This window comes from Corynebacterium sp. 22-2729 (genome assembly GCF_053479475.1).
The window spans coordinates 63,891-87,103 of record NZ_JBRBCA010000003.1 but is presented as its reverse complement, the minus strand read 5'-3'; the positions used below and the strand labels follow the sequence as shown (position 1 = coordinate 87,103).

The 23,213-nt window shown below is 61.7% G+C and carries 19 protein-coding genes; 6 read left to right on the top strand and 13 right to left on the bottom strand.

Going from position 1 to position 23,213, the window contains the following annotated elements; genetic code table 11:
- Window positions 1–47: 47 nt before the first annotated feature.
- The 4 genes from ACUY2T_RS03075 to gatC form a co-directional block, all read right to left on the bottom strand.
- Window positions 48–1,484 (bottom strand): DHA2 family efflux MFS transporter permease subunit, encoded by a 1,437-nt coding sequence (locus ACUY2T_RS03075; protein ID WP_448307528.1) that lies wholly within the window; start codon window positions 1,482–1,484, stop codon window positions 48–50.
- Window positions 1,485–2,168, bottom strand: coding sequence for an NUDIX domain-containing protein (locus ACUY2T_RS03070; RefSeq protein ID WP_448307527.1), 684 nt, complete (start codon window positions 2,166–2,168; stop codon window positions 1,485–1,487). It lies immediately after the preceding gene.
- Between the two features lie 136 nt (window positions 2,169–2,304).
- Window positions 2,305–3,807 carry an Asp-tRNA(Asn)/Glu-tRNA(Gln) amidotransferase subunit GatA gene (gene gatA, locus ACUY2T_RS03065; protein WP_448307526.1) on the bottom strand — a complete coding sequence of 501 codons (1,503 nt, stop codon included), beginning with the start codon at window positions 3,805–3,807 and terminating at the stop codon, window positions 2,305–2,307.
- Between the two features lie 75 nt (window positions 3,808–3,882).
- Window positions 3,883–4,188 (bottom strand): Asp-tRNA(Asn)/Glu-tRNA(Gln) amidotransferase subunit GatC, encoded by a 306-nt coding sequence (gatC, locus tag ACUY2T_RS03060; RefSeq protein WP_293789857.1) that lies wholly within the window; start codon window positions 4,186–4,188, stop codon window positions 3,883–3,885.
- Window positions 4,189–4,251: 63 nt separating this feature from the next.
- Between gatC and ACUY2T_RS03055 the strand changes: the two genes are divergently transcribed.
- Window positions 4,252–4,920, top strand: a complete 669-nt coding sequence (locus ACUY2T_RS03055) for an amino acid-binding ACT domain protein (RefSeq protein ID WP_293789855.1) — start codon at window positions 4,252–4,254, stop codon at window positions 4,918–4,920.
- A 46-nt stretch (window positions 4,921–4,966) separates the two neighbouring features.
- On the opposite strand, the gene ilvA is transcribed toward ACUY2T_RS03055, so the two are convergent.
- Window positions 4,967–6,538 (bottom strand): threonine ammonia-lyase, biosynthetic, encoded by a 1,572-nt coding sequence (gene ilvA / locus ACUY2T_RS03050; RefSeq protein WP_448307525.1) that lies wholly within the window; start codon window positions 6,536–6,538, stop codon window positions 4,967–4,969.
- Window positions 6,539–6,628: 90 nt separating this feature from the next.
- A complete protein-coding gene (locus ACUY2T_RS03045; protein WP_448307524.1) occupies window positions 6,629–8,146 on the bottom strand; it encodes a cation:dicarboxylate symporter family transporter in 1,518 nt (505 codons plus the stop codon).
- A gap of 555 nt (window positions 8,147–8,701) precedes the next feature.
- Between ACUY2T_RS03045 and ACUY2T_RS03040 the strand changes: the two genes are divergently transcribed.
- The gene (locus ACUY2T_RS03040) at window positions 8,702–10,039 is read left to right on the top strand and encodes a hypothetical protein (protein ID WP_448307523.1); all 1,338 of its coding nucleotides are present in this window, start codon (window positions 8,702–8,704) and stop codon (window positions 10,037–10,039) included.
- 36 nt (window positions 10,040–10,075) lie between these two features.
- Here ACUY2T_RS03040 and ACUY2T_RS03035 read toward each other — a convergent pair whose 3' ends face one another.
- Window positions 10,076–10,750, bottom strand: a complete 675-nt coding sequence (locus ACUY2T_RS03035; protein WP_448307522.1) for an exonuclease domain-containing protein — start codon at window positions 10,748–10,750, stop codon at window positions 10,076–10,078.
- Window positions 10,751–11,026: 276 nt separating this feature from the next.
- On the opposite strand from ACUY2T_RS03035, the gene ACUY2T_RS03030 reads away from it, so the two are divergent.
- The 3 genes from ACUY2T_RS03030 to ACUY2T_RS03020 all read left to right on the top strand — a co-directional run bounded on the left by ACUY2T_RS03030 (window position 11,027) and on the right by ACUY2T_RS03020 (window position 15,973).
- A complete protein-coding gene (locus ACUY2T_RS03030) occupies window positions 11,027–12,982 on the top strand; it encodes a vWA domain-containing protein (RefSeq protein WP_448307521.1) in 1,956 nt (651 codons plus the stop codon).
- 25 nt (window positions 12,983–13,007) lie between these two features.
- The gene (gene ligA, locus ACUY2T_RS03025; RefSeq protein WP_448307520.1) at window positions 13,008–15,065 is read left to right on the top strand and encodes an NAD-dependent DNA ligase LigA; all 2,058 of its coding nucleotides are present in this window, start codon (window positions 13,008–13,010) and stop codon (window positions 15,063–15,065) included.
- Between the two features lie 65 nt (window positions 15,066–15,130).
- The gene (locus ACUY2T_RS03020) at window positions 15,131–15,973 is read left to right on the top strand and encodes an aldo/keto reductase (RefSeq protein WP_448307519.1); all 843 of its coding nucleotides are present in this window, start codon (window positions 15,131–15,133) and stop codon (window positions 15,971–15,973) included.
- On the opposite strand, the gene ACUY2T_RS03015 is transcribed toward ACUY2T_RS03020, so the two are convergent.
- The 3 genes from ACUY2T_RS03015 to ACUY2T_RS03005 all read right to left on the bottom strand — a co-directional run bounded on the left by ACUY2T_RS03015 (window position 15,970) and on the right by ACUY2T_RS03005 (window position 18,634).
- On the bottom strand, window positions 15,970–16,956 hold the full coding sequence (locus tag ACUY2T_RS03015; RefSeq protein WP_448307518.1) for an IS481 family transposase: 987 nt from the start codon (window positions 16,954–16,956) through the stop codon (window positions 15,970–15,972). The two genes, ACUY2T_RS03020 and ACUY2T_RS03015, sit on opposite strands and share 4 nt — an antisense overlap.
- A gap of 86 nt (window positions 16,957–17,042) precedes the next feature.
- Entirely contained in the window at window positions 17,043–17,696 is a 654-nt protein-coding gene (locus ACUY2T_RS03010) for an NAD(P)-dependent oxidoreductase (RefSeq protein ID WP_448307517.1), read from the bottom strand.
- Window positions 17,693–18,634: an EamA family transporter gene (locus tag ACUY2T_RS03005; protein WP_448307603.1), complete on the bottom strand. Its 942-nt coding sequence runs from the start codon at window positions 18,632–18,634 to the stop codon at window positions 17,693–17,695. The genes ACUY2T_RS03010 and ACUY2T_RS03005 overlap by 4 nt, the downstream gene beginning before the upstream one ends.
- Before the next feature lie 16 nt (window positions 18,635–18,650).
- On the opposite strand from ACUY2T_RS03005, the gene ACUY2T_RS03000 reads away from it, so the two are divergent.
- Window positions 18,651–19,565 (top strand): LysR family transcriptional regulator, encoded by a 915-nt coding sequence (locus ACUY2T_RS03000; RefSeq protein WP_293789837.1) that lies wholly within the window; start codon window positions 18,651–18,653, stop codon window positions 19,563–19,565.
- Window positions 19,566–19,613: 48 nt separating this feature from the next.
- On the opposite strand, the gene ACUY2T_RS02995 is transcribed toward ACUY2T_RS03000, so the two are convergent.
- The 3 genes from ACUY2T_RS02995 to ACUY2T_RS02985 are packed head-to-tail and all read right to left on the bottom strand — an operon-like array spanning window position 19,614 to window position 23,096.
- Window positions 19,614–20,642, bottom strand: coding sequence for a hypothetical protein (locus ACUY2T_RS02995; protein ID WP_448307516.1), 1,029 nt, complete (start codon window positions 20,640–20,642; stop codon window positions 19,614–19,616).
- Window positions 20,643–20,650: 8 nt separating this feature from the next.
- On the bottom strand, window positions 20,651–21,844 hold the full coding sequence (mnmA, locus tag ACUY2T_RS02990) for a tRNA 2-thiouridine(34) synthase MnmA (RefSeq protein ID WP_408925477.1): 1,194 nt from the start codon (window positions 21,842–21,844) through the stop codon (window positions 20,651–20,653).
- 43 nt (window positions 21,845–21,887) lie between these two features.
- Window positions 21,888–23,096 (bottom strand): cysteine desulfurase family protein, encoded by a 1,209-nt coding sequence (locus ACUY2T_RS02985; RefSeq protein WP_448307515.1) that lies wholly within the window; start codon window positions 23,094–23,096, stop codon window positions 21,888–21,890.
- Between the last annotated feature and the right edge of the window lie 117 nt (window positions 23,097–23,213).

The window sequence follows — 23,213 nt, the reverse complement described above, 5'->3', positions numbered from 1 at the left end:
TGGCGTCGGATCTGCCGGACGGCAAGGGAATGTACGCCTATGGACGCCTACTCGTCTCCGTGGCTCGCCTCTTGCCGAGCCATGCTGGAAGCCAGTGCGCCGAGGATGAGCATGACTACGGCGGGTAGCAGTGATTCTCCGAAGGCTTGGGGGCCGACTACGCTAACGCGTGCTTGCACGACCGCGGCGATCACCGCAGCGCCGGTGACTGCACCGAGCTGCCTGGTGGCGTTGTACATTCCGGAGCCCGCACCGGCGAACTGCGGCGGCAGGTCTCGCAGCGTGGCGGTGGAGTTCGGCGCCCAGACAAAAGCATTGCCAAAGCCCAGGATCACGAATGATCCGATGATCATCCACAGCGGGCGCTCGGGTCGCATGGACAGCGCCAGCGCGGCCACTCCAATGGCCATCAAGCAGAAGCCCAACACGGCGAAACGCCGGGGATCGTAGCGGTCAACAAGCCTGCCGACGAATGGCGCCATCACCCCCGCGATGATGGCCATGGGAGTTACAACGAAGGAGGCTTTCATTGGACCGAAGCGATGGACTTCCTGCAGGAACAACATCACCGGAACCATCATGCCGGCGATGGTGAACCCCATAGTGAAAATCGAAGCGTTACCGAAGGCAAAATGGCGACGGGCAAACAGCGCGATGGGTACCAACGCGCTGCCCGCGGACAGGCAGGATTGCAGCCAAACAAAGGCGATCATCATCGCCACGCCGCCGACCAGCAGCGCCCAAATCCACGGAGCCCAGCCGGCGGGGTCGCCTTCCTGGATGCCGTAGATCACCATCGTCATCGCCACCATGGAAAGCAGGATCGACGGCACATTAATGCGGTCGCGCGTCGGCCGGAAGCGCGGCACCCACCGGGCAACCATTACTACGGACAGCACGCCAATCGGCACATTGATAAAGAACACCCAGTGCCACGTGGCGTACTCCGTGATTAAGCCGCCGAGCAGCGGCCCGGCGAGCGTGGAAATTCCTGCCGTCGCACCCCAGATACCCAATGCTGCTCCGCGCTTGTCGCGCGGGAAGATACGGTTGATCACGCTCATGGTCTGCGGCGTCAAAAGTGACCCGCCGATACCCTGCACGGCGCGGGCGGCAATCAGCATTTCGATACTGCCCGCCAGGCCGCAGGCCAATGACGAGAGGGTGAAGATCGTCATGCCCGCTATATATAGGTTCTTTGGCCCGAAGCGGTCTCCTAGACGGCCTGTGACCATCAGGGGCACTGCGAATGTCAACAAATAAGCGCTGGTGACCCACAGCACCTGCCCGTAGTCGGCGTGCAGGTCTGCTTGGAATGCTGGCGTGGCGACGGCCACGATCGTCTGATCCAGCAGGATCATGAAAAACCCGATACACAACGCCACGAGGGCGCGCCACGCCTGTGACAGCGGCAGAGGCAGTGCAGGATAGGTTTCTTCTGCAGAGCGAGTGCGGTGTGTGGGTGGGAGCTGCTGTGCGTTCACTTACAGTGAGTCTACTGCCGCCCTCAAAGCAGACAAACTTGCTTGAAACTCCGGCATGAGCGGCAGCTCCTCCAACCGGTCAATGGGTTGCCACAGCAGCTCCAGCGATTCGGCGGTCGGATGAAGTTCCAGGTGCTCGGCGCAGGTGGCTAGGACAGTGGTGTACGTCCACTCAGTGATCTCCGGGTTGACGTACTGCCACCAGAACGTGCCTCCGAGTCCGAAGATGCCGTGAGCCTCCAAGTCGGCGTCCAGGCTAGGGTGCCGAACCGGAAAGTCCTGCAGGGCTTGGCGGGGATCCCCGTTGCGCTCGATGATCTTTTCAATCCCCGCAAAGAGGTGCCGTTCTTCTTCGCGAACTGGAAGGCGGCAGTACGCCTTCTTGACAGGCACGGTCGAGGTCACGATTTCTTGGTGGACCTTTATTGCTGACGCCCCCACGCCTGTTTCTTCCCGCGTTTCTCGTAGGGCGCCGTCGGTAGGTGACTCGCCGACGTCGATCGCTCCCCCGGGCAGAGCCCAGGTTCCGCCACGGTTCGTCCACTTGGCGCGGTGCTGCATCAGAACGTGGCGGTCGTCAGTGACGAGAAACAGCCCCGCGGCGCCGAGCACACCCCAGCGGCGGGAGCCGTCGGGGTCTTCGACGAAACCATCGCCTGTGTAAAGTTCGGGAAGCTTACCCATGACTTCCACCATACGCGTGCGGCTATGGGCGGATCCCGCCCCGCCAAAAAAGCTAGCTAAAAGCTAGTTGAAAGCTGGCCGAAAGCTAGACGGCTAGCCGCCAGTCAATGGCCAGTTTCGGCGTGCTTAGGCACGCTTAGGCGCGGCCGGCTTCGAAAGCGGCGCCGACGCGGTACAGACGGTCGTCGCCATGTGCTGGGCCCATGATCTGCAGACCGGTCGGCAGGCCGGAATCGCTTGCAAAGCCACCGGGCACGGACATGCCGCATACGCCCGCCAGGTTCAGCGGCAGGGTAAACAGGTCAAACATGTACATCGCCAACGGATCGTCGACCTTCTCCCCCAGCTTGAATGCGGTGGACGGGGTAACCGGTGCGACGATAGCGTCGACCTGCTCATAGGCCTTGGCGAAGTCCTGAGAGATCAGGTTACGCACGCGCTGCGCCTGCAGGTAGTACGCGTCGTAGTAGCCAACGGACAGGGCGTAGGTTCCCAGCATGATGCGGCGCTTCACCTCGGAGCCGAAGCCCTCGGCGCGGGTCAGGCTCATCACCTGGTCGGCGGAGCGGGTACCGTCGTCTCCCCGGCGCTGGCCGTAGCGCATGCCGTCGAAACGAGCCAGGTTGGAGCTGACCTCACAGGGCAGGATCAGGTAGTAGGCGTTCATGGCATGGTCGAAGTTCGGGCAATCAACTTCCACCAGTTCAGCGCCCTGAGACTTCAACTGTTCCAAGTTGGCGTGGTACGCCTCCAGCACGCCGGGCTGGAAAGCCTCAGCTCGCTCGAACTGCTTGACTACACCGAGCTTCACCCCGTTGAGGTCTCCGGAAGCGCCCTGCTTTGCGGCCTCGACGACCGGTGCGACGGCGTGGGTGGAGGAGGTGGAGTCGTTGGCGTCATGGCCTGCAATAACCTCGTGCAGCAGCGCGGTGTCCAGTACCGTACGCGCCGTCGGGCCGCCCTGATCCAGAGAGGAAGCGCAAGCCACCAGGCCATAGCGGGAAACGGTGCCATAGGTGGGCTTCACGCCCACGGTGTTGGTCAGTGCGGCGGGTTGGCGGATCGAACCACCGGTGTCCGTTCCGATAGCCAGTGGAGCCATGCCTGCAGCCAGAGCTGCGGACGAGCCACCACCGGAACCGCCCGGAGTGCGCTCCAGGTCGTAGGGGTTCTTGGTCGGGCCGTATGCGGAGTTTTCCGTGGAGGAGCCCATGGCGAACTCGTCCATGTTGGTCTTGCCCAGGATCGGGATACCCGCTGCGCGCAGGCGCATGGTGACGGTCGCGTCATAGGGGCTCATGTAGCCCTCGAGCATCTTCGATGCACAGGTGGTCGGCGCGTCCATGGTGGTGAACACGTCCTTCAGCGCCAGCGGCACGCCCGCCAGCTTGCTGGTCGGCTGATCGCCTGCGGCCAGCGCCTCGTCGACGTTCGCGGCTGCGGCGAGAGCCTCGTCGGGACCAACGTGCAGGAACGCGTTGATATCCCCGTCAATCTCACCGATGCGGTCCAGGTGAGCCTGGGTAACCTCCTGAGAGCTGATCTCGCGCGCGTGAATCTTTTCCGCCATTTCCGCGGCGGTCCAGGTGGTGAAGTCCGAGTCATCCCGGGAACCGACGATGTACTTGTTCTCAGCCATGAGTGTTCCTACAGTTCCTTATTTCTCTAACGTTCGTTGTTCTAACGGGTTCTAAACGGTCTGTTGGCGTTGTGGCTAGTCCGCGAGGATCTGCGGCACCTCGAAGCGCTGCTCGCTCTGCTTCGGAGCCTGGTCGAGTGCCTGCTCGGGCGTAAGGCTCGGAACGACCACGTCTTCACGCATGACGGCAACGTCGCCGTCAACGTTTTGGGTGGGGTGGCTCAATGGCTCAACGCCTTCGGTGTCCACCTTCCTGATCGCTGCAACGTGATCGACGATTCCATCGATCTGAGCTGCGTATTCATCCAACTCCTGTTCCCCTAGGTCCAGGCGAGCCAGGCGGGCCAGGTGGGCAACATCTTCGCGCGAAATCTCAGACATGGGTTCTACTCTAGCCAAGCCAACCTGCCCCCGTGGACTTCAGGTGGCGCTAGTATCGGTTCCATGTCTTTCCTCATGCGTGTCCGTATGCCTGATTCCCCCGGATCCCTTGGCTTGCTAGCCATGGCACTGGGGACTGTCGGCGGCGATATTCGTGGCGTGGATATCGTCGGACCAGCGGAGGATGATCCGGACTCCGTCATCGACGACATTGTCGTTTCCATCCCCTCGGGACATCTGCCGGATAGTCTCATCACCGCCACGCAGGAGCTCGATGGCTTCTATGTCGATTCGATCAGACCTTTTTCCGGCAAGATCGACCGACGTGGCCAGATTCAGATGCTGTCTGGAGTGGCGGAAAAGCGGCGTCAACTACAAGAAGCGCTAGAGATCATGATGCAGGATCTGCCGCGCTCCATGACGGCGGGCTGGGCGCTGGTGTTGGATACGTCGCCACGAACGCACCGGGTAGCTGCCTCCTCCGCCGCCCCGGAGGATAACGGGCTGGAACTCGACCACCCGCCACTAACCGAGGCCCGCGTGTTGAACCCAGAGCGCGAGGATTGGATTCCCGAGAACTGGGTTGTGATGGAGTCCGCGTTGGCGGGAACGCCAATCAAGGGAACTGACTTACTGCTCATAGTCGGCCGCCCGGGCGGGCCGGACTTTCTGCTTAGCGAGGTAGAACACCTGCGGCAGCTCGGCGCTATCTTTGGGGCGTTCTTTAGTTAGCCACTGTCTTTAGATAGCCACTGTGCCCGCCGGCAGCCCGCCGGCACTATTGGCTGCGGATAAAGAAGTTATACGCCGGGCTATCCGTCACATCGGTCGCGTGGTATCCCAGCTGCTGCAGGTGTGCTTGGAACTCGATATCGCCGGATACGTCCTCAAACGCCGCTAGCACGCGACCGTAGTCCATGCCGAAACTGCGGTAGTGGAAGCCGGTGATATTCCAACGGGTTCCCAGCACTTCCAGGAAGCGCAATAGTGCGCCGGGGTGCTCGGGGAATTCAAAGCTATACGCGGTCTCGTCAACGCGCTGACCGGGTGTGCCTCCTATCATGTAGCGCACGTGTTCCTTGGCGACGTCATCGTCGGAGAGGTCGACCACTCCATAACCTGCGCTGCTGAGATCCGCGGCGATGCTCTTGCGCTCCTCCTCGCCGTTTTTCAGTTTGACGCCCACAAAGATTCGGGCTGGTTCTTCCCCACCACGCTGGCCGACTCGGTAGCTGAACTCTGTGACGGAACGCTGGCCGAGGATCTTGCAGAACTCGAGGAACGCACCTTCGCGCTCGGGAATTGTCACGCCGAAGATGCCCTCGCCACCCTCACCGATTTCCGCACGCTCGGAGACATAGCGCAGGGAGTGGAAGTTCACATTCGCACCGGAGAGGACGTGAGCCAGGGTTTCGTCTTGAATTTTGTGGGTAGCAACATAGCGCTTCAGCCCCGCCAGTGCGACGGCGCCGGCGGGTTCGGCGATGGCTCGCGTGTCGTCGAAGATGTCCTTGATGGCAGCACTGATCTCGTCGGAGCTTACGGTGATCACGTCATCGAGGTAGTCGCGGCAGAGGCGGAATGTCTCTGCGCCGATTTGTTTGACGGCTACGCCTTCGGCGAAGAGGCTGACGTGGTCGAGGGCAACGGGTTGGTCTGCTGCGAGGGCTTGGGTGAGGCAGGCGGATTCTTCCGGCTCCACTCCGATGACCTGAATTTTGGGGTTCAGTTCTTTGAGAAGCACGGCTACGCCCGCTGCCAAACCACCGCCGCCGACCTGTACGAACACGCGGTCAACGTCCGGTCGGGATTGGAAGATTTCGAGGCCAGCGGTTCCCTGCCCGGAAATGACCGCCTCGTCGTCGAACGGGGCGACCCAGACCATGCCCTCCTGGTCGGATAGTTCCATGGCCTTTGCCTTGGCTTCGTCGAAGTTAGCGCCGTGTAACAGTACTTCCCCACCGAAGCTGCGCACTGCGTCGATTTTGATGCTGGGGGTGACCTCCGGCATCACAATGACAGTGCGGATTCCCAGTTCCGTGCCGGATAGTGCCACGCCCTGTGCATGGTTTCCGGCGGAGGCGGCGACGACTCCGCGGCGGCGCTCTTCTTCCGTGAGCTGTGCCATGCGGTTGAATGCGCCGCGGATCTTGAAGCTATGCACGGGCTGCAAGTCTTCGCGCTTGACCAGAATTTCGTTTCCACTGCGCTTCGACAGCGTGTCCATGTACTCAAGCGGGGTGTTTTTGGCCACGCGATACACGGGTGCGGAAACGATTTTCTTCAGATAGTCCGCGCCGGTGGCAGCAGATTCCGTGGCAGCGGGGGCTTGTGAAGCTTCATGTGACATGCGCTTCAGTATAGTCCTGCCGGTGATCCCCCTTACACGGCAGTGCCCGTCCACCGCACCTCTGCGGCAGACGGGTTTGCACGACTGCAGTTACTGCTGACGGTAGTCGTCCAGGTTTACCTGCGGGGTGGGCTGCAGGTGATCCGTTGCGGGGTTCTTCACCGACGGGTACTTGAGGTCGACATCATGGTCATCTGCGGTTCCAACATATGGATCCTCGCCGTTGAGCACGCGCTTGACCTGTTCCTTATCCACGGTGTGAGTCCACTTGCCAACCAGCAGAGTGGCCACTGCGTTACCGGAGAAGTTGGTCAGGGCGCGGGCCTCAGACATGAAGCGGTCGATGCCAGCGATGATGTCCACGCCGTCCAACAGCTCCGGACGGTGCGATTGCAGACCGACAGCCAGGGTTGCGATACCCGCGCCGGACACACCCGCGGCACCCTTGGAGGCGATAATCATGAAGATCAGCAAGCTGATCTGATCCCCCATGCTCAGGTGCACGTTCATGGCGTCCGAAATAAAGATGGCTGACATGGTCAGGTAAATCGCGGTGCCGTCCAGGTTGAAGGAGTAGCCCGTCGGCACGACGATTCCGACCGTGGACTTGTCCACGCCGACGTGTTCCATCTTGCGCATCAGGTTCGGCAGCGCGGACTCAGAGGAGCTGGTAGCGAAGATAAGCAGGTACTCGCGCCCCAGGTACTTCACCGGCTTGAAAATATTGAAGCCAGTGAAGACTCGCAAGATGGTTCCCAGAATCACGAAGATGAAGATGATGCAGGTGATGTAGAAGCCTAGGATCAAGATACCGAGCTGCAGCACTGCCTTAATACCAGTGCCGCCGACTACGCCAGCCATCGCACCAAACGCGCCGATCGGGGCCAACCACAGGATCCAGGACAGGATCTTGAAGACCAGCTTCTGCAGAGCGGCCACGAAGCCCAGGATCGGCTCGCCGGCCTTGCCCATGGATTGCGTTGCGAAGCCGACCAACAGGGCGATTAGCAGTACCTGCAGAATCTTGCCTGAGGTGAAGGCGCTGAAGAAGGTTTCAGGAATGATGCTTTGCACGAACCCGGTCTCTTGCCCTTTTTTGGCGTCGAAGCCACCGGTATTTCCAATGTTCAGCCCTTCGCCCGGCTGCAGCAGGTTTCCCACGACTAGGCCTACTGCGAGGGCGAAGGTGGACATCGTGATGAAGTAGGCCAGTGCCATGCTTCCTGCTTTGCCTACTGACGCCGCAGACCTCACCGAGCCAATTCCCAGCACGATCGTGCAGAAGATCACCGGCGGGATGATCATTTTGATCAGCGTGACGTAGGTGGTTCCGAGCTCTTTGAACCCCTTTGCGACATCGGGTGCCACGAGGCCGAAAATGATGCCGGCGATCACGGCGACGATCACGCCGATGTATAGCCAGTGTGTGTTGTCTTTCTTCTCTTTCTTCGGCTCCGCGATCTGCGGGGAGCTAGCTACCGCAGCCCCCAACGAAGCTTTTACTTCCTGCGCCTTTTGCTCGGTGACGTGGTGATCAACGTCATGCTGCTGCGCGTTTTCGTGATCCGCATTGTGGTCTGCGCCCTGGGGATTGTGCTTGTCGTTCATGGATCCCTAGTGCCCCATTTCGATGTCTATGAGATGGACTCTTGAAAGTGCTGATCTTTTCCCCCTTGTCAGTCCGCAACAGCCATGGGGCTCGGTGGGAGCCGTGTGGGCGTCACAAAAACCACGCAGGAGTTAACCTCAACACCTTTATTGTGCTACTTCACCAAGATAAGAAACAAATAGAGAAAGCGATAGGTTTCCCCGAGGATTTTCGTCCAGCGGGCGGACAGTGTTGACCTGCCTTTTCTTAGAAGGAAGTTCGAATAAATGGTTGCTGGAGCTGCTGGAGCACTGTGCAGCACCACAGTGCAGCGCAGCTAAGTCAGCCGCTTTATAGCGAGCAGTACCCCCTGAGGGTACGAAGCAGAAGCTTATTCCTGCGAAAAGGTGAATCGTTCCCTAGTGTTCTCCCTAGCATTGATTCTCCACAGCATTGTTTCTTTGCAGCATTGATTCTTTGCAGTGGAGAACTTTTTCGCGTTGGGAACATTGCGTGGCCACGCTTCATCCCATCCCTATAGAACACCAACAAACCCAGAAAGGCGCTAGTTCCTCGTGCGGGCTCCTCAAGCAAAGACCCATCAGCTTCCACAAACCTGGCGATTCGCTGCTGCAGTGTTCGCGTTTCTCACCGGCATTACTCTGCTGCCGATCTTCGCCGTTAACGCGAACGCCGACGACGAAAACAGAGTCGCCGGAGTTTATGAAGCTGCAGGTACACCCGTCCAGCTATCCGACGATGCCACCGACGCGTTTTACCTAGGCGAGGGTTTGTACCAAAGCACCTTGCCCGGTTCCAGCAACAGCGGAAATGATGGTGACGATAAGTGGTTCAACATCAGCGTCCCTCAAGGGAGGAAAGCTGTGATCTCCGTCAATGCTGTTCCCCTGGGATCCGCTAAGGACGATTCAGCCTCATACGGCACCCGGGTGGGATATAAAAATGACTCGTGCAGTGACGAAGTCAGTGGTTATTCCACTTCAAATAGCTGGCCCGATCCACCGGAGGCGGAAAGTGTAACAATCGTTCCGGAGGGTGACTGCGACCCCACGAAGTACCGTGTGAATATCAGCTCTGCGGGTAGCAGTTTTGACGGCGAACTCCCGGTGGAAATTGTCGTCGGCTTCCCGCCTCTAGTCGACGGTGCCGAAGCCGGTCCGGAAAACGACCGAGAAACCCCGGATGGCGATGACAAGGACAAGGTCAAGGTGCCACACACTGACCCGAAGTCGACCCCTGGTGGCCTGTCTTATGACAAGGCGACTGAGATCACCCCAGGCACCGTTTCTGACACCCTGGTTCCAGGCGAAACAAAGTTCTACCGCATGAACGTCGACTGGGGCCAGCGCCCCATCGCAGAGGTGGAATTCGATAAGAAGCAGACCGATGATTCCCGCAGTGGAAAAATCTTTGTCGCTTCTCCGCGACGTGTTCAAACGTCATATTCGTCTTCGGAATCACTGGATGAGGATCTTCCAGTTACCGCCCGCGCAGTAGGCACGCCCTATGTCTTCTTTCGCAATGGCGAAGGAAGCTCATCCCAAGGCGATGCCAAGGAAGCTGGCCAGTGGTACGTGATGGTCTCGCTTGATGGAAGCAGTGATAACGGCATGCAGTCCGAGGAAATCGAGTTCCGCCTGTCCACCGCCCTGGAAGGCGACAAGGTCGATGGACCGGAATGGCGTCAACCCCTAGAGCCCGGTCCGGCGCCAACCCTCGAGCCCACAAGCAACGAAAACAACAGCAATAGCGGCGAAAGTGCCAATAACGCCAGCTCCGGAAACGAGAACAGTTCCCAGAGCAACGCCGTGCTGTACGTTGGCCTCGGAATCCTGGCAATCATCCTGATCGCTGCTGTGGCGGTCTACTTCACCGCCGTTCGCCGCCAGTAGCAATTTTCCGCCAGTAGCGCTACGCCGCCGGTGGCGCTACTCCGCTAGTGGCCAGGCGGTGTTGACGGGCACGTCCCTGCCCTTCTTCTGGAACCATTCCTGCAGCCCCTTCTGGGACTCGTAGAACCAGGTGGCCTGGGAGAGCATCAGTTCATCTGCTGCCATTTGTGTCAGCTCGGGGTATTTCCGCGCCAACATCCACGCCACGCGGGCGGCGGCCACCGCATCCGCCGTCGCCTCGTGAGCGTTATCCAAACTCACACCGTAGTGTTCGCACACACTCTCCAAGGTGCGCTTGCCTTTGCGATACTGATCCTTCGCCCTATCAACAACATAGGGGTCGAACACTGGCCCGTCGACGGTAAAGCTGGGCTCCAATGCCCGCAACACACTGAGGTCGTAGGCGGCGTTGTAGACGATCAATGTGGCTCCGGCGCGCCAGGCCTCCCGAATTCCTTCGATGGTTTTTGCCAGCACTTCACCGTGGTCTTCGCCGTGCTCACGGGCGTATTCGGTAGTGATGCCATGCACATCAGAAGCCTGCTGCGGAATCTCCACGCCCGGATCAGCCAGCATCTCTAGGTCTTTTCTTTCCTTGCCGTTGATCGTCACCAGGGCGCTGGTAACGATGCGGGCTGTCTTTGGATCTACGCCGGTGGTTTCCAAGTCAAAGCTCAACATGTGTGCCGGATCAAAATGCGGTGCAGTCATGTCGACCACTTTATAACGAGCGCCGGACACCCCCTGAACACCCGAAGGAAAGAATCCTTTTCCTGCGGAATCTATCGATGTTCCCTAAGATTTCTACCCAGATTGGGAGCTTTCTCACAGGAACTTTCCACGCATCGGGAACATTGCGTTGCCGTGAAGCGTCACACCCTCGTAAGGAAAAACTCTCTCAGGCTAAGCCAGCAACTAAACGGCATATCCAAACCAGAAAGGCGCTGATTCCCCGTGCACGAAGTTAAATCTGCTCACCAGATAAAAGTGAAACAAAGGCCTGGTACAGGACGGCTTGCTGCGGCGGTGCTCGCTTTCCTCACTATCATGGCGCTGCTGCCGATCCTCGCAGTCAACGCGAACGCCGAAGACAATGAAAACTCCGGCAACGCTGGTGGCGACGGCGATGGCAAGGTCGCTGTCGTTCTCGACGCCTCAGACTCCATGGCCGAAAAAGATGCTGGCAACGGTGAAACCCGCATGGACGCAGCCAAGAAGGCTGCCAACGACACGGTGAAAACTCTGGCCGACAAAGCCGAAACCACCGTCATCGCCTACGGCTCCAAGGAATCCAACGCTCCTGACAACCGCGAAAAGGGCTGCAAAGACATCACCACGCTGGCGCCCCTAGGCAAGAACAAGCCCGAGGATCTGGAAGGCAAGATCAACGAACTCGCTCCAAAGGGCTACACCCCCATCGGCAACGCCATCAAGAAGGCAGCCGCCGAACTCGGAGACTCTGGAACACGCAACATCATCCTCGTCTCTGATGGCATCGACACTTGTGCCCCACCACCAGTCTGCGAAGTAGCGAAAGACATCGCTGGCGATGGCATCGACCTAGCCATCCACACGGTCGGCTTCAAAGTCGACAACAAAGCGCAAAAGGAACTCGAATGTATCTCCGAGGTCTCCGGCGGCACCTATTCCTCTGCCGACGACACGGATGCACTCCAAGAAGCACTCAGCGACGTCGCGCAACGCGTCGCCGGGGAATATGAGTCCGCAGGCACACCCGTCCAGCTATCCGACGACGCTACCTCTGGTTTCTACCTAGGCGAAGGCCTCTACCAAAGCACCCTGCCCACCGCACGCGACAGCAACGAGGACGGCGATGATAAGTGGTTCAGCCTGAGCATCCCGGAGGGAAAGACAGCTCAGGTCACCGCAAACCTGGTGCCCATTGGCTTCGAGGGTGGCGACCACATCTATTACGACGTGGACGTCGAGTACAAGAACGAAACCTGTAGTGACAGCGGTTCTGGCTACTACAGTGGCTCTAGTTGGCCGGGTCCACCGGAGGCGGAAACTGTAACCATCACTCCGGAGGACGGATGTGATCCGACGAAGTATCGCGTGAAACTCAACCATTCCGGCACCGGCATTGATCGGGATCTGCCCGTCGAGATCATGGTTGGTTTCCCACCCCAGGTCGACGGCGCAGAGGCAGGTCCGGAAAATGATCGCGAAACCCCGGAGGGCGACGACAAGGACAAGGTCAAGGTGCCACACACTGACCCGAAGTCTACCCCCGGCGGCCTGTCCTACAACCAGGCCACCGAAATCACCCCGGGCACTGTATCCGACACCCTAGTACCAGGCGAAACAAAGTTCTATCGCATGAACGTCGACTGGGGCCAGCGCCCCATCGCAGAAGTGGAATTCGATAAGAAGCAGACCGATGATTCCCGCAATGGAGACATCTACGTGGCATCTCCCCGCCGAAAAGTTACATCGGAGGAGACCACGCAGACGCTCGATAAAGATGTCCCCACCACCGCACGAGCCGTAGACACGCCTTATGTCTTCTACCGCAACCGCGAAGAAAACGTGAGCCATCAGGAAGCCTCGGATGCGGGCCAGTGGTACGTGATGGTCACCCTTGAGGGGTACAGCGACAACGGAAAGCAGGATAAGGACATCGAGTTCCGCCTGTCCACTGCCCTGGAAGGCAACAAGGTCGATGGACCGGAATGGCGTCAACCCCTAGAGCCCGGACCAGAGCCAACCCTCGAGCCCGCCGGCAACGAGGAAAACAACGACAACGGTGGCGAAAGCGCCGAAAGCGCCAACGCCGGTAACGAGGACAAGTCCGACGCACAGGCGAAGGACATCGAGAACACCTCGCAGAGCAACACCGTGCTGTACGTCGGCCTGGCAATCCTGGCGATCATCCTGATCGCTGCCGTGGCGGTCTACTTCACCGCCGTCCGCCGCAAGTAAATATTCCGCAAGTAGACTAGCGGGGGTGAGTACTCATTCCCGCTGGCAAGAACTCGCTGACCAGGTGCGCCACCACCGGCAGCTCTACTACTACGGCGATCCGGAAATCTCGGACGCGGACTTCGACGCCCTGCTGCAGGAACTCAAAGCCCTGGAGCAGGCGCATCCTGAAATCGTCACCGGGCCGTCCCCGACCGAAGAGGTCGCTCCGGCGCCACCCACCAGCAGCCCGTTTCGAAACGTAAACCACCGCGAGCCGATGCTCAGCTTGGACAATGTTTTCGACACTGAGCAACTCGCCGGCTGGCTGGAGCGTACGCCCGCGAAGACATACCTGACGGAGTTGAAGATCGACGGGGCGTCGATAAATCTGCTGTATATCAACGGCAAGCTGGAGCTTGCGCTGACCCGCGGCGATGGTACGACGGGCGAGGACATCACTCACAACGCTCGCACCCTCGACGATATCCCGGACACTCTCCACGGCACCGATGAATTCCCCGTCCCCGAACTGGTAGAGATTCGCGGCGAGGTGTTCATCGACGTCGAGGACTTCGCCACGATGAACGCACAGCGCCAGGCCGAGGGCCTAAAGATGTTCGCGAATCCCCGTAATGCCGCCGCCGGTGCCATGCGGCAGAAGAATTCCGCGGACACGGCCAAGCGTCCCCTGAAGTTGATCTGCCACGGGATCGGTGCACGCGAGGGCTTCTCCCCTGCTTCACAGCACGATGCATACCGCGCGATCGCTGCGTGGGGGCTGCCGGTGAGCCCTTATACCAAGCAGGTCCACTCCGCTAAGGAGGTCCAGCAGCAAGTTGAGTACTGGGGCAACCACCGGCACGATGCGGCGCACGAAATGGATGGGTTGGTCGTCAAGGTCGATTCCCTGGACGAGCAGTTGGAACTGGGCCACACCAGCCGTGCCCCGCGGTGGGCGATCGCCTACAAATACCCGCCAGAAGAAGCCATGACCACTTTGCATAACATCCGCGTTGGCATTGGTCGCACTGGGCGCGCCACCCCGTATGCTGTGATGGCGCCGAAGTACGTTGCAGGCTCCACGGTCTCAATGGCCACGCTGCACAATCCGACGGAAGCGCACCGCAAGGGCGTGATGCTCGGCGATACCATCACCATCCGCAAGGCCGGCGAAGTCATCCCGGAGGTGCTAGGCCCAGTCGAGGACAAGCGCACGGGTACAGAGCGACCTTTCCTGTTCTCAACGTTCTGCCCCGAGTGCGGCACGCGGTTGGCTCCCTCGAAGGTTGGTGACGCCGACTGGCGCTGCCCTAACACTCAATACTGCCCTGGCCAGTTGCATACGCGGCTGACGTATCTGGCGTCCCGCAAGGCGTTTGATATCGACGCTTTGGGGGAAAAGGGCGCCTACGATCTGATCCACTCCGGCGTGCTGGCGGATGAGTCGGAGCTGTTCGACTTGAGCCCGGAGGATCTGGAAAAGACCAGTTCCTATGCAACGAAAGCCGGGAAGTTGAATAAGTCCGGCGAGACTTTGTTGGAGAAGCTTCAGGCCGCGAAGGAGGCAGATCTATGGCGGGTGCTGGTCGCGCTGTCGATCCGGCACGTCGGCCCCACCGCAGCCAAGGCGCTGGCTAAGCAGTTCGCTTCCGTGGAGGATATTTCCACAGCCACGGTGGAGGACATGGCCGGGATCGACGGGGTTGGTGAGACGATCGCTGAATCCATTTCCGCGTGGTTCTCCGTGGATTGGCACCAGCGCATTGTGGAGCGCTGGGCCGCCGCGGGTGTGCGGATGCACCAGGAGGCCGCGGATGCGTCCGGCGCAGCCGAAGGCATGAATGCGGCGCTCCTGGAGGGTCTGACGATCGTGGTCACCGGATCGCTGGAGGATTTCGATCGCACGGCGGCGAAGGAGGCCATCGAGGCACGCGGCGGTAAGGCGGCGGGCAGCGTATCAAAGAAGACTGACTTCCTGGTTGCGGGAGAAAAGGCTGGCTCGAAGCTGACGAAGGCGCAGGATCTGGGGGTACCGGTGCTGGACGAGGATGGTTTCAAGAAGCTTCTGGACAGCGGCGCTCCGGGTAACGCGGGCAGCTAACAGGCCATCAGTTATCAGCGGGGCATCAAAAGAGTTGAGTGTACAGAGTCGAAAGTGAGGAAACGATGACTAAGAAGTCAGCACTATCCCTTCCAGAAATCGGGCTGGGTACGTACAAGATGCAGGGCCAGGCCGGCGCGGACTCCGTGGCAGCGGGCATCCGCACAGGCTATCGATTGATCGACACGGCCTACAATTATGAGAACGAAGGCGCAGTTGGCGCGGGCATCCGCGCAGCGACCGGCGCCGATGCCTCCGCGCCCGCTATCTCCCGCGACGATGTGATCGTCACCTCCAAGCTGCCTGGACGTTACCAGCGGCATGACGACGCTGTCGCCGCTGTCGAGGAATCCCTGTTTCGCTTGGGGCTAGACCGCATCGACCTGCACCTGATCCACTGGCCGAACCCGCGCCAGGGGCACTACGTCGAGGCCTTTGAAACGCTGCTGGAGCTGCGCGAACGCGGGCTTATCCGGCACGTCGGCGTGTGCAATTTCCTGCCCGAACACTTGGAGGCCGTGCACGCGGCCACGGGTGAATACCCGGTGGTCAACCAGATCGAACTACACCCGCACTTCCCGCAGGCCGAGGCCGTTGCGGTACACCGCGAGCTGGGCATAGTCACGCAGGCCTGGTCGCCGCTGCTGCGCGGCGCGGTCTTGGAGGAGCCAGTCATTGCTGATATTGCGGACGCCCACTCCGCAACTGCCGGACAGGTCGTTTTGGCCTGGCACCGTGGCCGCGGGGTGCTGGCAATCCCGAAGGCCTCCTCGGCGGATCGGCAACGCGAGAACCTCGACTCGTTGGACATCTCCCTTAGTGATGAGGAGATCGAGGCCATTACCGCGCTGGGACGTCCTGATGGGCGCCGGAAGAACCAGGATCCGGCAGTCTACGAAGAGTTCTAGCTGTACTGACCGGGTACGTTGGTCAAGCGTGAGAAGGGCGGCTGGTTCCCGCAAGCGGTGTGGGGCCGGTGGTGGTTGTAGTAGGGCAGCCAGCCGTCGAGTTCTCCGCGGCGTTCGGTCTCGCTGGTGTAGCAGCGGGCGTAGGCCCAGCCGTCGGCCAGGGTGCGGTGGAAGCGTTCGATCTTCCCGTTGGTCTGCGGCCGATAGGGCCTGGTGCGCTTGTGCCGGATGCCGAGCTCGTGGCAGGTGTCTCGCCACAGGTGTGAGCGGTACGCGCCGCCGTTGTCGGACAGGACCCGCTCAACGGTCACCCCGCGTGCGTTGAACCACTCGACGGCCCGAACGAGGACCGCGGTGGCGGTGAGGGCGGTTTCGTCGTCGTGGATCTCGGCGTAGGCGACGCGGGAATGGTCGTCGATGACGGTGTGGACGTAGGCCTTGCCCATCAACGGGTCGCTGTACTTGTTCTTGGGCTTGCCCGGGGTGGCGGCGCGGTTCTTCTCGCCCTGCTGGCGGCCGACGTAGCGCCAGCCGCCGCCGTCGGGGATGTTGCCGAGCTTCTTCACGTCGACGTGCAGCATCGCCCCGGGTTGGTCGTGCTCGTAGCGGCGGACCGGCTCCCCGGTTGCCCGGTCGACATGCGAAAGCCGGTTCAGGTGCGCGTCGACGAGGATCCGGTGAACCGTCGACGGAGCGATCCTCAGCCGGCAAGCGAGCTGCACGGGTCCTTCTCGAAGACGGAGACGGAGCTGGATGCAGCGCTTCGTCGTCTTCGCGTTGGTCTTGTTCGGCGAGTGATGCGGCCGTGACGAGCGGTCCTGCATCGACTGGCCGGCGCGATAGCGGTCGGCCCAGCGCTTCACAGTGGGCCAGGAAACCTGGAACCGGGCGGCGACCTCGCTGATCGGCCAGCCCTGGTCGACCACGAGCTGGCCGACGATCAAGCGGTGGCGCGGGGTCAGTGCTGCGTTGGCGTGGAGCAAGAGCGTCCCCTTGGAATAGACGGAGGGGGCCGATAGCTCGACCCCCTCACGGTTGTTAGCGTGGATTCCTCTGTGGACCGCTGGCCCTAAGCCAGACCCTTTGCCAGCTCGATGGCGGTGAAGTGATGTACGGCGCTGGGCTGCTCGAGCTCGTCGAGCACCGCTAGGGCCAGGTCCGCAGGGGTGATCCGCGACGTGCCATCGTGGTTGATGAGGAGCGTGTCACCGCTACGGCGATAGGCGCCGGTTCCCTGTCCGGGCTCGAAGACTGCCGACGGACTCAGGTAGATCCAGTTCTGGTTCGGATGTTCGGTACACGCGTTGAACTGGTCGAGGCTGGCCAACGCGACGTCACGCCACTGGGTCGGCACGAAGGCGGGGTCGTCCAGGACGAGCATCTCTCGATCGTGAGGTGAACGCAAGGGCGCTGCTCCTCCCACGACCAAGACCCGGACCCCCGCGACGGCGGCGTGGTCGAGGACACGGCTGGTCAGCGGAGCCACACGGCTTTCGTCGCCGGGGGCCATGCGCACGGCGAGCACGACGGCGTCTGCGTCGTTCAGGACGGGCTGCAGGGGTGCCTCGAGGTCTGTCAGATCGAGACGAGTGACGGTGGTATGCGGGTCGTTGGTCTCCTGTGGGTTCCGCGATACGGCAGTGACGTGGTGGCCGCGGCGTGTGGCCTCCTGCGCGATCGCTGCGCCGGCCATGCCGGTAGCTCCGAGAACCGTGATGTTCATGAATTGTCCTTTCGACGATGGGTGGGTGCGGGAAGCTGGCCACAGACCATGGCGGCCAGGGCGATCGCGAAGCCGAGGTACTGCTCGGCTCCGAGGTGTTCGTGCGCGATCAGGACGCCGAGCAGAGCGGCGACCAACGGCGAGAGAAGCCCCAGGAGGGCTGTGGACGTGACGGGCAGGCGTCGGATGCCGGTGAACCAGAGGCTGTAAGAGACCAGTGCCCCGACCAGGCCGAGCCAGGCGTACCCAAGCCAGCCACGACCGGAAATCACTGCCGGTGGCCCCTCCACCAGCAGCGCCGGGATCGCCAGCAGAAGGCCGGCGGCCGTCAGCTGCCAACCGGCCAATGCGATGGGCGAGACACCTTGGGGGAGCTTCCACTTCTTGGTCAGAACCACGCCCGTGGCCATGGCCCCTGTGCCACCGAGTCCTGCAGCCACACCCACCGGGTCCAGGGCGGCGCTCGGCCCAAGAACCACGAGAGCCACCCCCACGACACCCACGACACCCCACCCCAGGCGCCAGCCGGAGAGTTGCTCGTGGAGGACAGCCACGGCCAGCAGGACAACGATGATGGGCTGCACCGCACCCAGCGTGGCCGCGACCCCGCCCGGAAGACGCTGCGCCGACAAGAACAGCAGGGGGAAGAACGCGGCCATGTTCAGACCGCCCAACACGAAGCTCTTCCACCACCACGAGCCGCGCGGCAGCTTCCTCGACAGGCCCACCGCGATGATCCCTGCCGGCAGCGTCCTCATGAACGCGGCGAACAAGGGGTGTCCGGCTGGGAGGAGGTGGGTGGTCACGATGTACGTTGTCCCCCACGTAGCGGGGGCCAGCGCCGTCAGACAGGTCCACAGCAACGAACTGCGGGCCCCATGGGAAGAAGTGTTCACAGATCCATTGTCAGTCGCCCACCAGCGTTGAGTCCAACACATTGTTCTCACCCAAACAATGACCTACAATCATGGTTTAGTGGAACTCCAACAGCTCAGGTACGTCGTGGCGATCGCCGAGGAGCGCAACTTCACGCGAGCAGCAGAACGCTGCTTCGTCGTGCAATCAGCACTGAGCCACCAGATCAAGGCCCTCGAACAGGAACTCGGCACGGCACTGTTCGTGCGCTCATCCCGTCGGGTGGAGCTGACCGCCGCCGGCGAAGCCTTCCTCACGGAAGCACGCGCCAGCCTCGCAGCCGCCGACCGTGCCGTGGCGGTCGCTGCCGAGGCCGTGGGCCAGGTCCGCGGAAGCCTATCGGTAGGTGTCATCCCGACGGTCACAGCCGTCAGCGTGCCCGACATCATCGCGGCCTTCCACGCCAGCCATCCCCACGTGGACCTCACCGTGCGGGGCGGGGGAAGCAATGAGTTCATGCGCGACCTCGGCAGCGGAAGACTCGACGTGGCCTTTCTCGGCGTGGACGCCGACGTCGCCCCAGCGTCCGGACTCACCGCGCACGAGATCGCCCGAGGGCGTCTCGTCGCCGTCATGGCGTCACAACACCGGCTAGCGCACACGGGTACCCTGGCCCTGGCTGACTTGGTCGACGAGACGTTCATCGACTTCCCGGCCGGGTCACCAGGCAGACTCCAAGGCGATCGGGCATTCGCTGCCGCAGGCCTTCAGCGCCGCGTGGGCTTCGAGGCGATGTCGACCGAGTTCATGCTCGCCCTCGTCGAACGTGGGTTGGGCGTCTGCCTGCTGCCCGTCGAATGTGTGCCGGCTAACCCAGCGCTGCGAGCAGTTCCCGTGGCCGATGGCCCCTGCCGGGCCGAGTACGTCGCGTGGGGCTCTTTCAATCCGAGCCCCGCGTCTCGGGCGTTCATCGAACAGGTCAAGGAATCAATCGCCCTGCACATGGTCGGCTGATGCCGGTCCCATCGATCAACGTCTCCGGTCCGTACATCTAGCGCGGCATCAGTTACGCCAGAGCAATGCCGCTGCGTGGCGGGCGCGGGCGGCGGCCACGGAGGCCTGCGCCGCTGTACGCTTCCCCTCGGGCACCACAATGTCCACCAAATTCGGCAGTTGATCGGCGGGAAGTGTCCATTGCTCCCACTGACGCAACACGGCACGGGCGATCGCCCCGGCGGCTTCCTCTGCCGCATCCGAGCCAGTCCCCGGCGTGCCCGTCGGCGACACTGCCCAACCGATCCCCTGACCACGCCCGAGCATCCCGCCGACCAGATCCTTTCCCCCAGTCGTAAGCAACTGATCCACCGGTACCACGATGCGGTGGAAGCCGGGCGCGTGCGAGAGGGCGTCGTCGATAAAAGAGTCCGTGTCCAACACCACGGGGCACCCAACCTGCTGTTGGAAGCGCTGCCACACTCCATAGATGAACTCGCGGTCGACGGCGGGAATGGTCTCGAAACGCGTGGCTCCGGGCAAGCCACCCATGACTTCGCAGACGCGTGGCTCGTGCAGGGCTACAATCACCTCGCAGCCAAGCGTGGCCGACAGTGTGCGGGTGATCTGTTCCGCACCAAAGCCCAGGTGCAACGCGCAGTCTTTAAACGCCGGACGGTCGCGCAGCACTGGATGGCCGCGGAACTCCACGTCCGCGCCAAACGTCCACGGACCAGTGACGTGCAGCATCAGCCGCTCGGTTTTCCCCGCAAGCAACTCCTCGGCAATGTCCGAGGCCTCCCGCACCCAGCCGTCCATGCGGCGAGACTCGAGGCTAGGGTGGGCAGTCAGCTCCCAGCCGCGCGGGTTCGCGCGAATCGGCAGCTGAGCAAAGCTGGCAGACAGCGCCGTGAGATCCCCTGCCCGTCCGCACCGCGGAAGCGACAGGGTGGGCGGCACGCCCGTATCCTCATCCACGTCGCACGTGCGGGTGAGTGCGGATTGGGCGGCGGCGCGCAGATCCGCGTGGTCCGTGACGGTGTTTTCCCACCAACCCAGGCGCCCCATGGGCTCGGGTTGTGTTGCGTCATCTGCCATAGTTCGCGCTACGCCTCTGCTGCAGGCGCTGCAGACTCAACAGGAGCTGTATCCGCCGCACCTGCGCTGCTCCACGGCGTGGTGGCACGAATGGTGCCGCTGCCCAATAGGATGTCACCATCTGCATCCGGCTGGTAGACCACTGCCGCCTGCCCGCGCGCCACGCCCTGCAGTGGCTCATGCAGTTCTAGCTCCAGGCGCCATGGGCTCTCGCCGTCCTTCTTGACGCGCCCTGCCGGCGTGATCCCCTCCGGGTCGTCGACCAGTCGTGCGGTGGCGGGCACTACCCCTCCATGCGCACGAACCTGCACCTCGCACTCAAACTCGCGACCGTGTACGGAAGGGTCCAGGCGCTTCAGACGATCTGCCGTGATCCCGCCGATGCGTAGGTCGTCACGCTGACCGACGGTTACGGTGCCCGTGGCAGCGTCAATATCCGTTACATAGCGCGGCTTTCCATCCAGGCCTTCGCGTGGCAGCCCCAGCCCCTTGCGCTGGCCGATGGTGAATCCGTATACGCCCTCGTGTTCGGCGACGGTGGAACCGTCCTGATCCTTCATTAGCCCCGGCCGCAGGCCGATCTTTTTGCCCAAGAAGGCCTGCGTTTGCCCGTCGGGGATGAAGCAGATGTCGTGGGAATCTGGCTTGGAGGCCACGCCGAAGCCATGGCTTTTCGCCTCCTCGCGGATCTCCGGCTTAATTGTGTCTCCAACCGGGAACATGCAATGCGCTAATTGCTCGTCGGTCAGCACGCCTAGGACGTAGGACTGGTCTTTGTTGGGATCCACTCCGCGGCGCATCACGCCATCGTGCAAGCGGGCATAGTGGCCGGTTACCACGGCATCGAAGCCCAGTGCGATGGAGCGATCCAGCAGTGCCTCAAACTTGATCTTCTCGTTACAGCGCAGGCACGGGTTCGGGGTTTCGCCAATAGCGTAGGAATCTACGAAGTCGTCGATCACGTCCGCCTTGAAGCGGTCGGAGAAGTCCCACACGTAGAACGGAATCCCCAGTTTGTCTGCCACGCGACGCGCATCCGCGGAATCTTCCAGGGAGCAGCATCCGCGCGAACCGGCCCGCACGGCCTCCGGAGATTGGGAAAGCGCCAGGTGCACACCGATCACTTCGTGCCCGGCTTCGAGCGCTCGGGACGCTGCCACGGCGGAATCTACACCGCCACTCATTGCTGCTACTACTCGCATGAGTGGCACCCTACTCGCGTTCCGGTGGATTAGGCCATTCCGGTTAGGCCATTCCAGCGGCACGCGCCTGTTCGACCACGCGCGGCAAGATTCCTGCCAGGTATTCGACTTGCTCATCGGCGATGTCCGCACCGATGGTGAGTCGCAGCGCGCCTCGGGCCACATCTACGGGAACTCCCATGGCAGTGAGCACGTGGCTGGCGCGGTTCACCCCGGCGCTGCATGCCGAGCCCGTCGAGGCGTCCACCCCGGCGGCGTCCAAAAGCATGATCAGCGAGTCGCCCTCGGCGCCAGGGAAGCTCATGTGCAGGTGCCCGGGCAGCGCGCCGTCCTCAGGCGTCCAGATCCGTACTCCGTCGATCTCCTGCGCCGCCGCCCGGAGCGTCTCGCGCGCGATGCGCATTCTGGCGGTTGCTTGGTCTAGTTCCTTTATTGATGACGCCAGCGCGGCCGCACATCCCACCGCACCCTGGACGTTCACAGTGCCGGAACGGAGCTTTCGCTCCTGTCCGCCTCCACGCACGGGGCTCAGGATGTCCGCATCTCGGCGGGCAAGCAGCAAACCGGTGTTCTTTGGGCCGCCGAACTTGTGGGCGCTTGCGGCCAGTGTGGTGGCACCGAGGGCATGAAAGTCGACTGGCAGGTGGCCGATTGCCTGCACTGCGTCGGTGTGGAAGGGAACGTTGTGCTCCCGGGCGAACTCCGCCAGTTGTTGCACCGGCTGGATCGCGCCGGTTTCATTGTTGGCCCACATGCAAGTCAACAGCGCCAGGTCGCTAGGTGTGTCCGCGCCGCCTTCTAGACCGGCTATCCACTCTTCGGCGCGGACGCGACCGGTGGCGTCCACAGGAAGAACGGCACGGTCAAAGCTCAGATCGAGCGGCCCCATGGTAAGCCAGTCGACGGACTCGACTACGGCGGGGTGCTCGATGTCGGAGCTGGCGATAACGTGCGCACCCCGATGAGCCTTCGAGCCAAATGCGAGCCCTTGAATGGCGATATTATCCGCCTCCGTGCCGGAGCCGGTGAAGATTACCTCTGCTGCATCCGCGCCGAGGAGTTCTGCGATCTGTTCGCGGGCTTCCTCAAGGCTGCGGCGGGCTTCGCGGCCGGTCTTGTACTGGCCTGCAGGGTTCAGCAGACTTGCGGCTCGCTCCATCGCCTCCTGCGCTTCGGGGCGCAAGGCCTGGGATGCTGCGTTGTCCACATACAGGCGCCCTTGCGCGCTCGCTGCGTGGTTTGTCTCGTTCACGCCCCTACCCTACTTGTTTCTCGAATTCGGATGCTTCAGGGTCATGGGAGCTAGATCCTGGTTTTTCTTTCACTTCAAAGATCTAACAATTAAACCGGGATCTAACACTTCTAACAA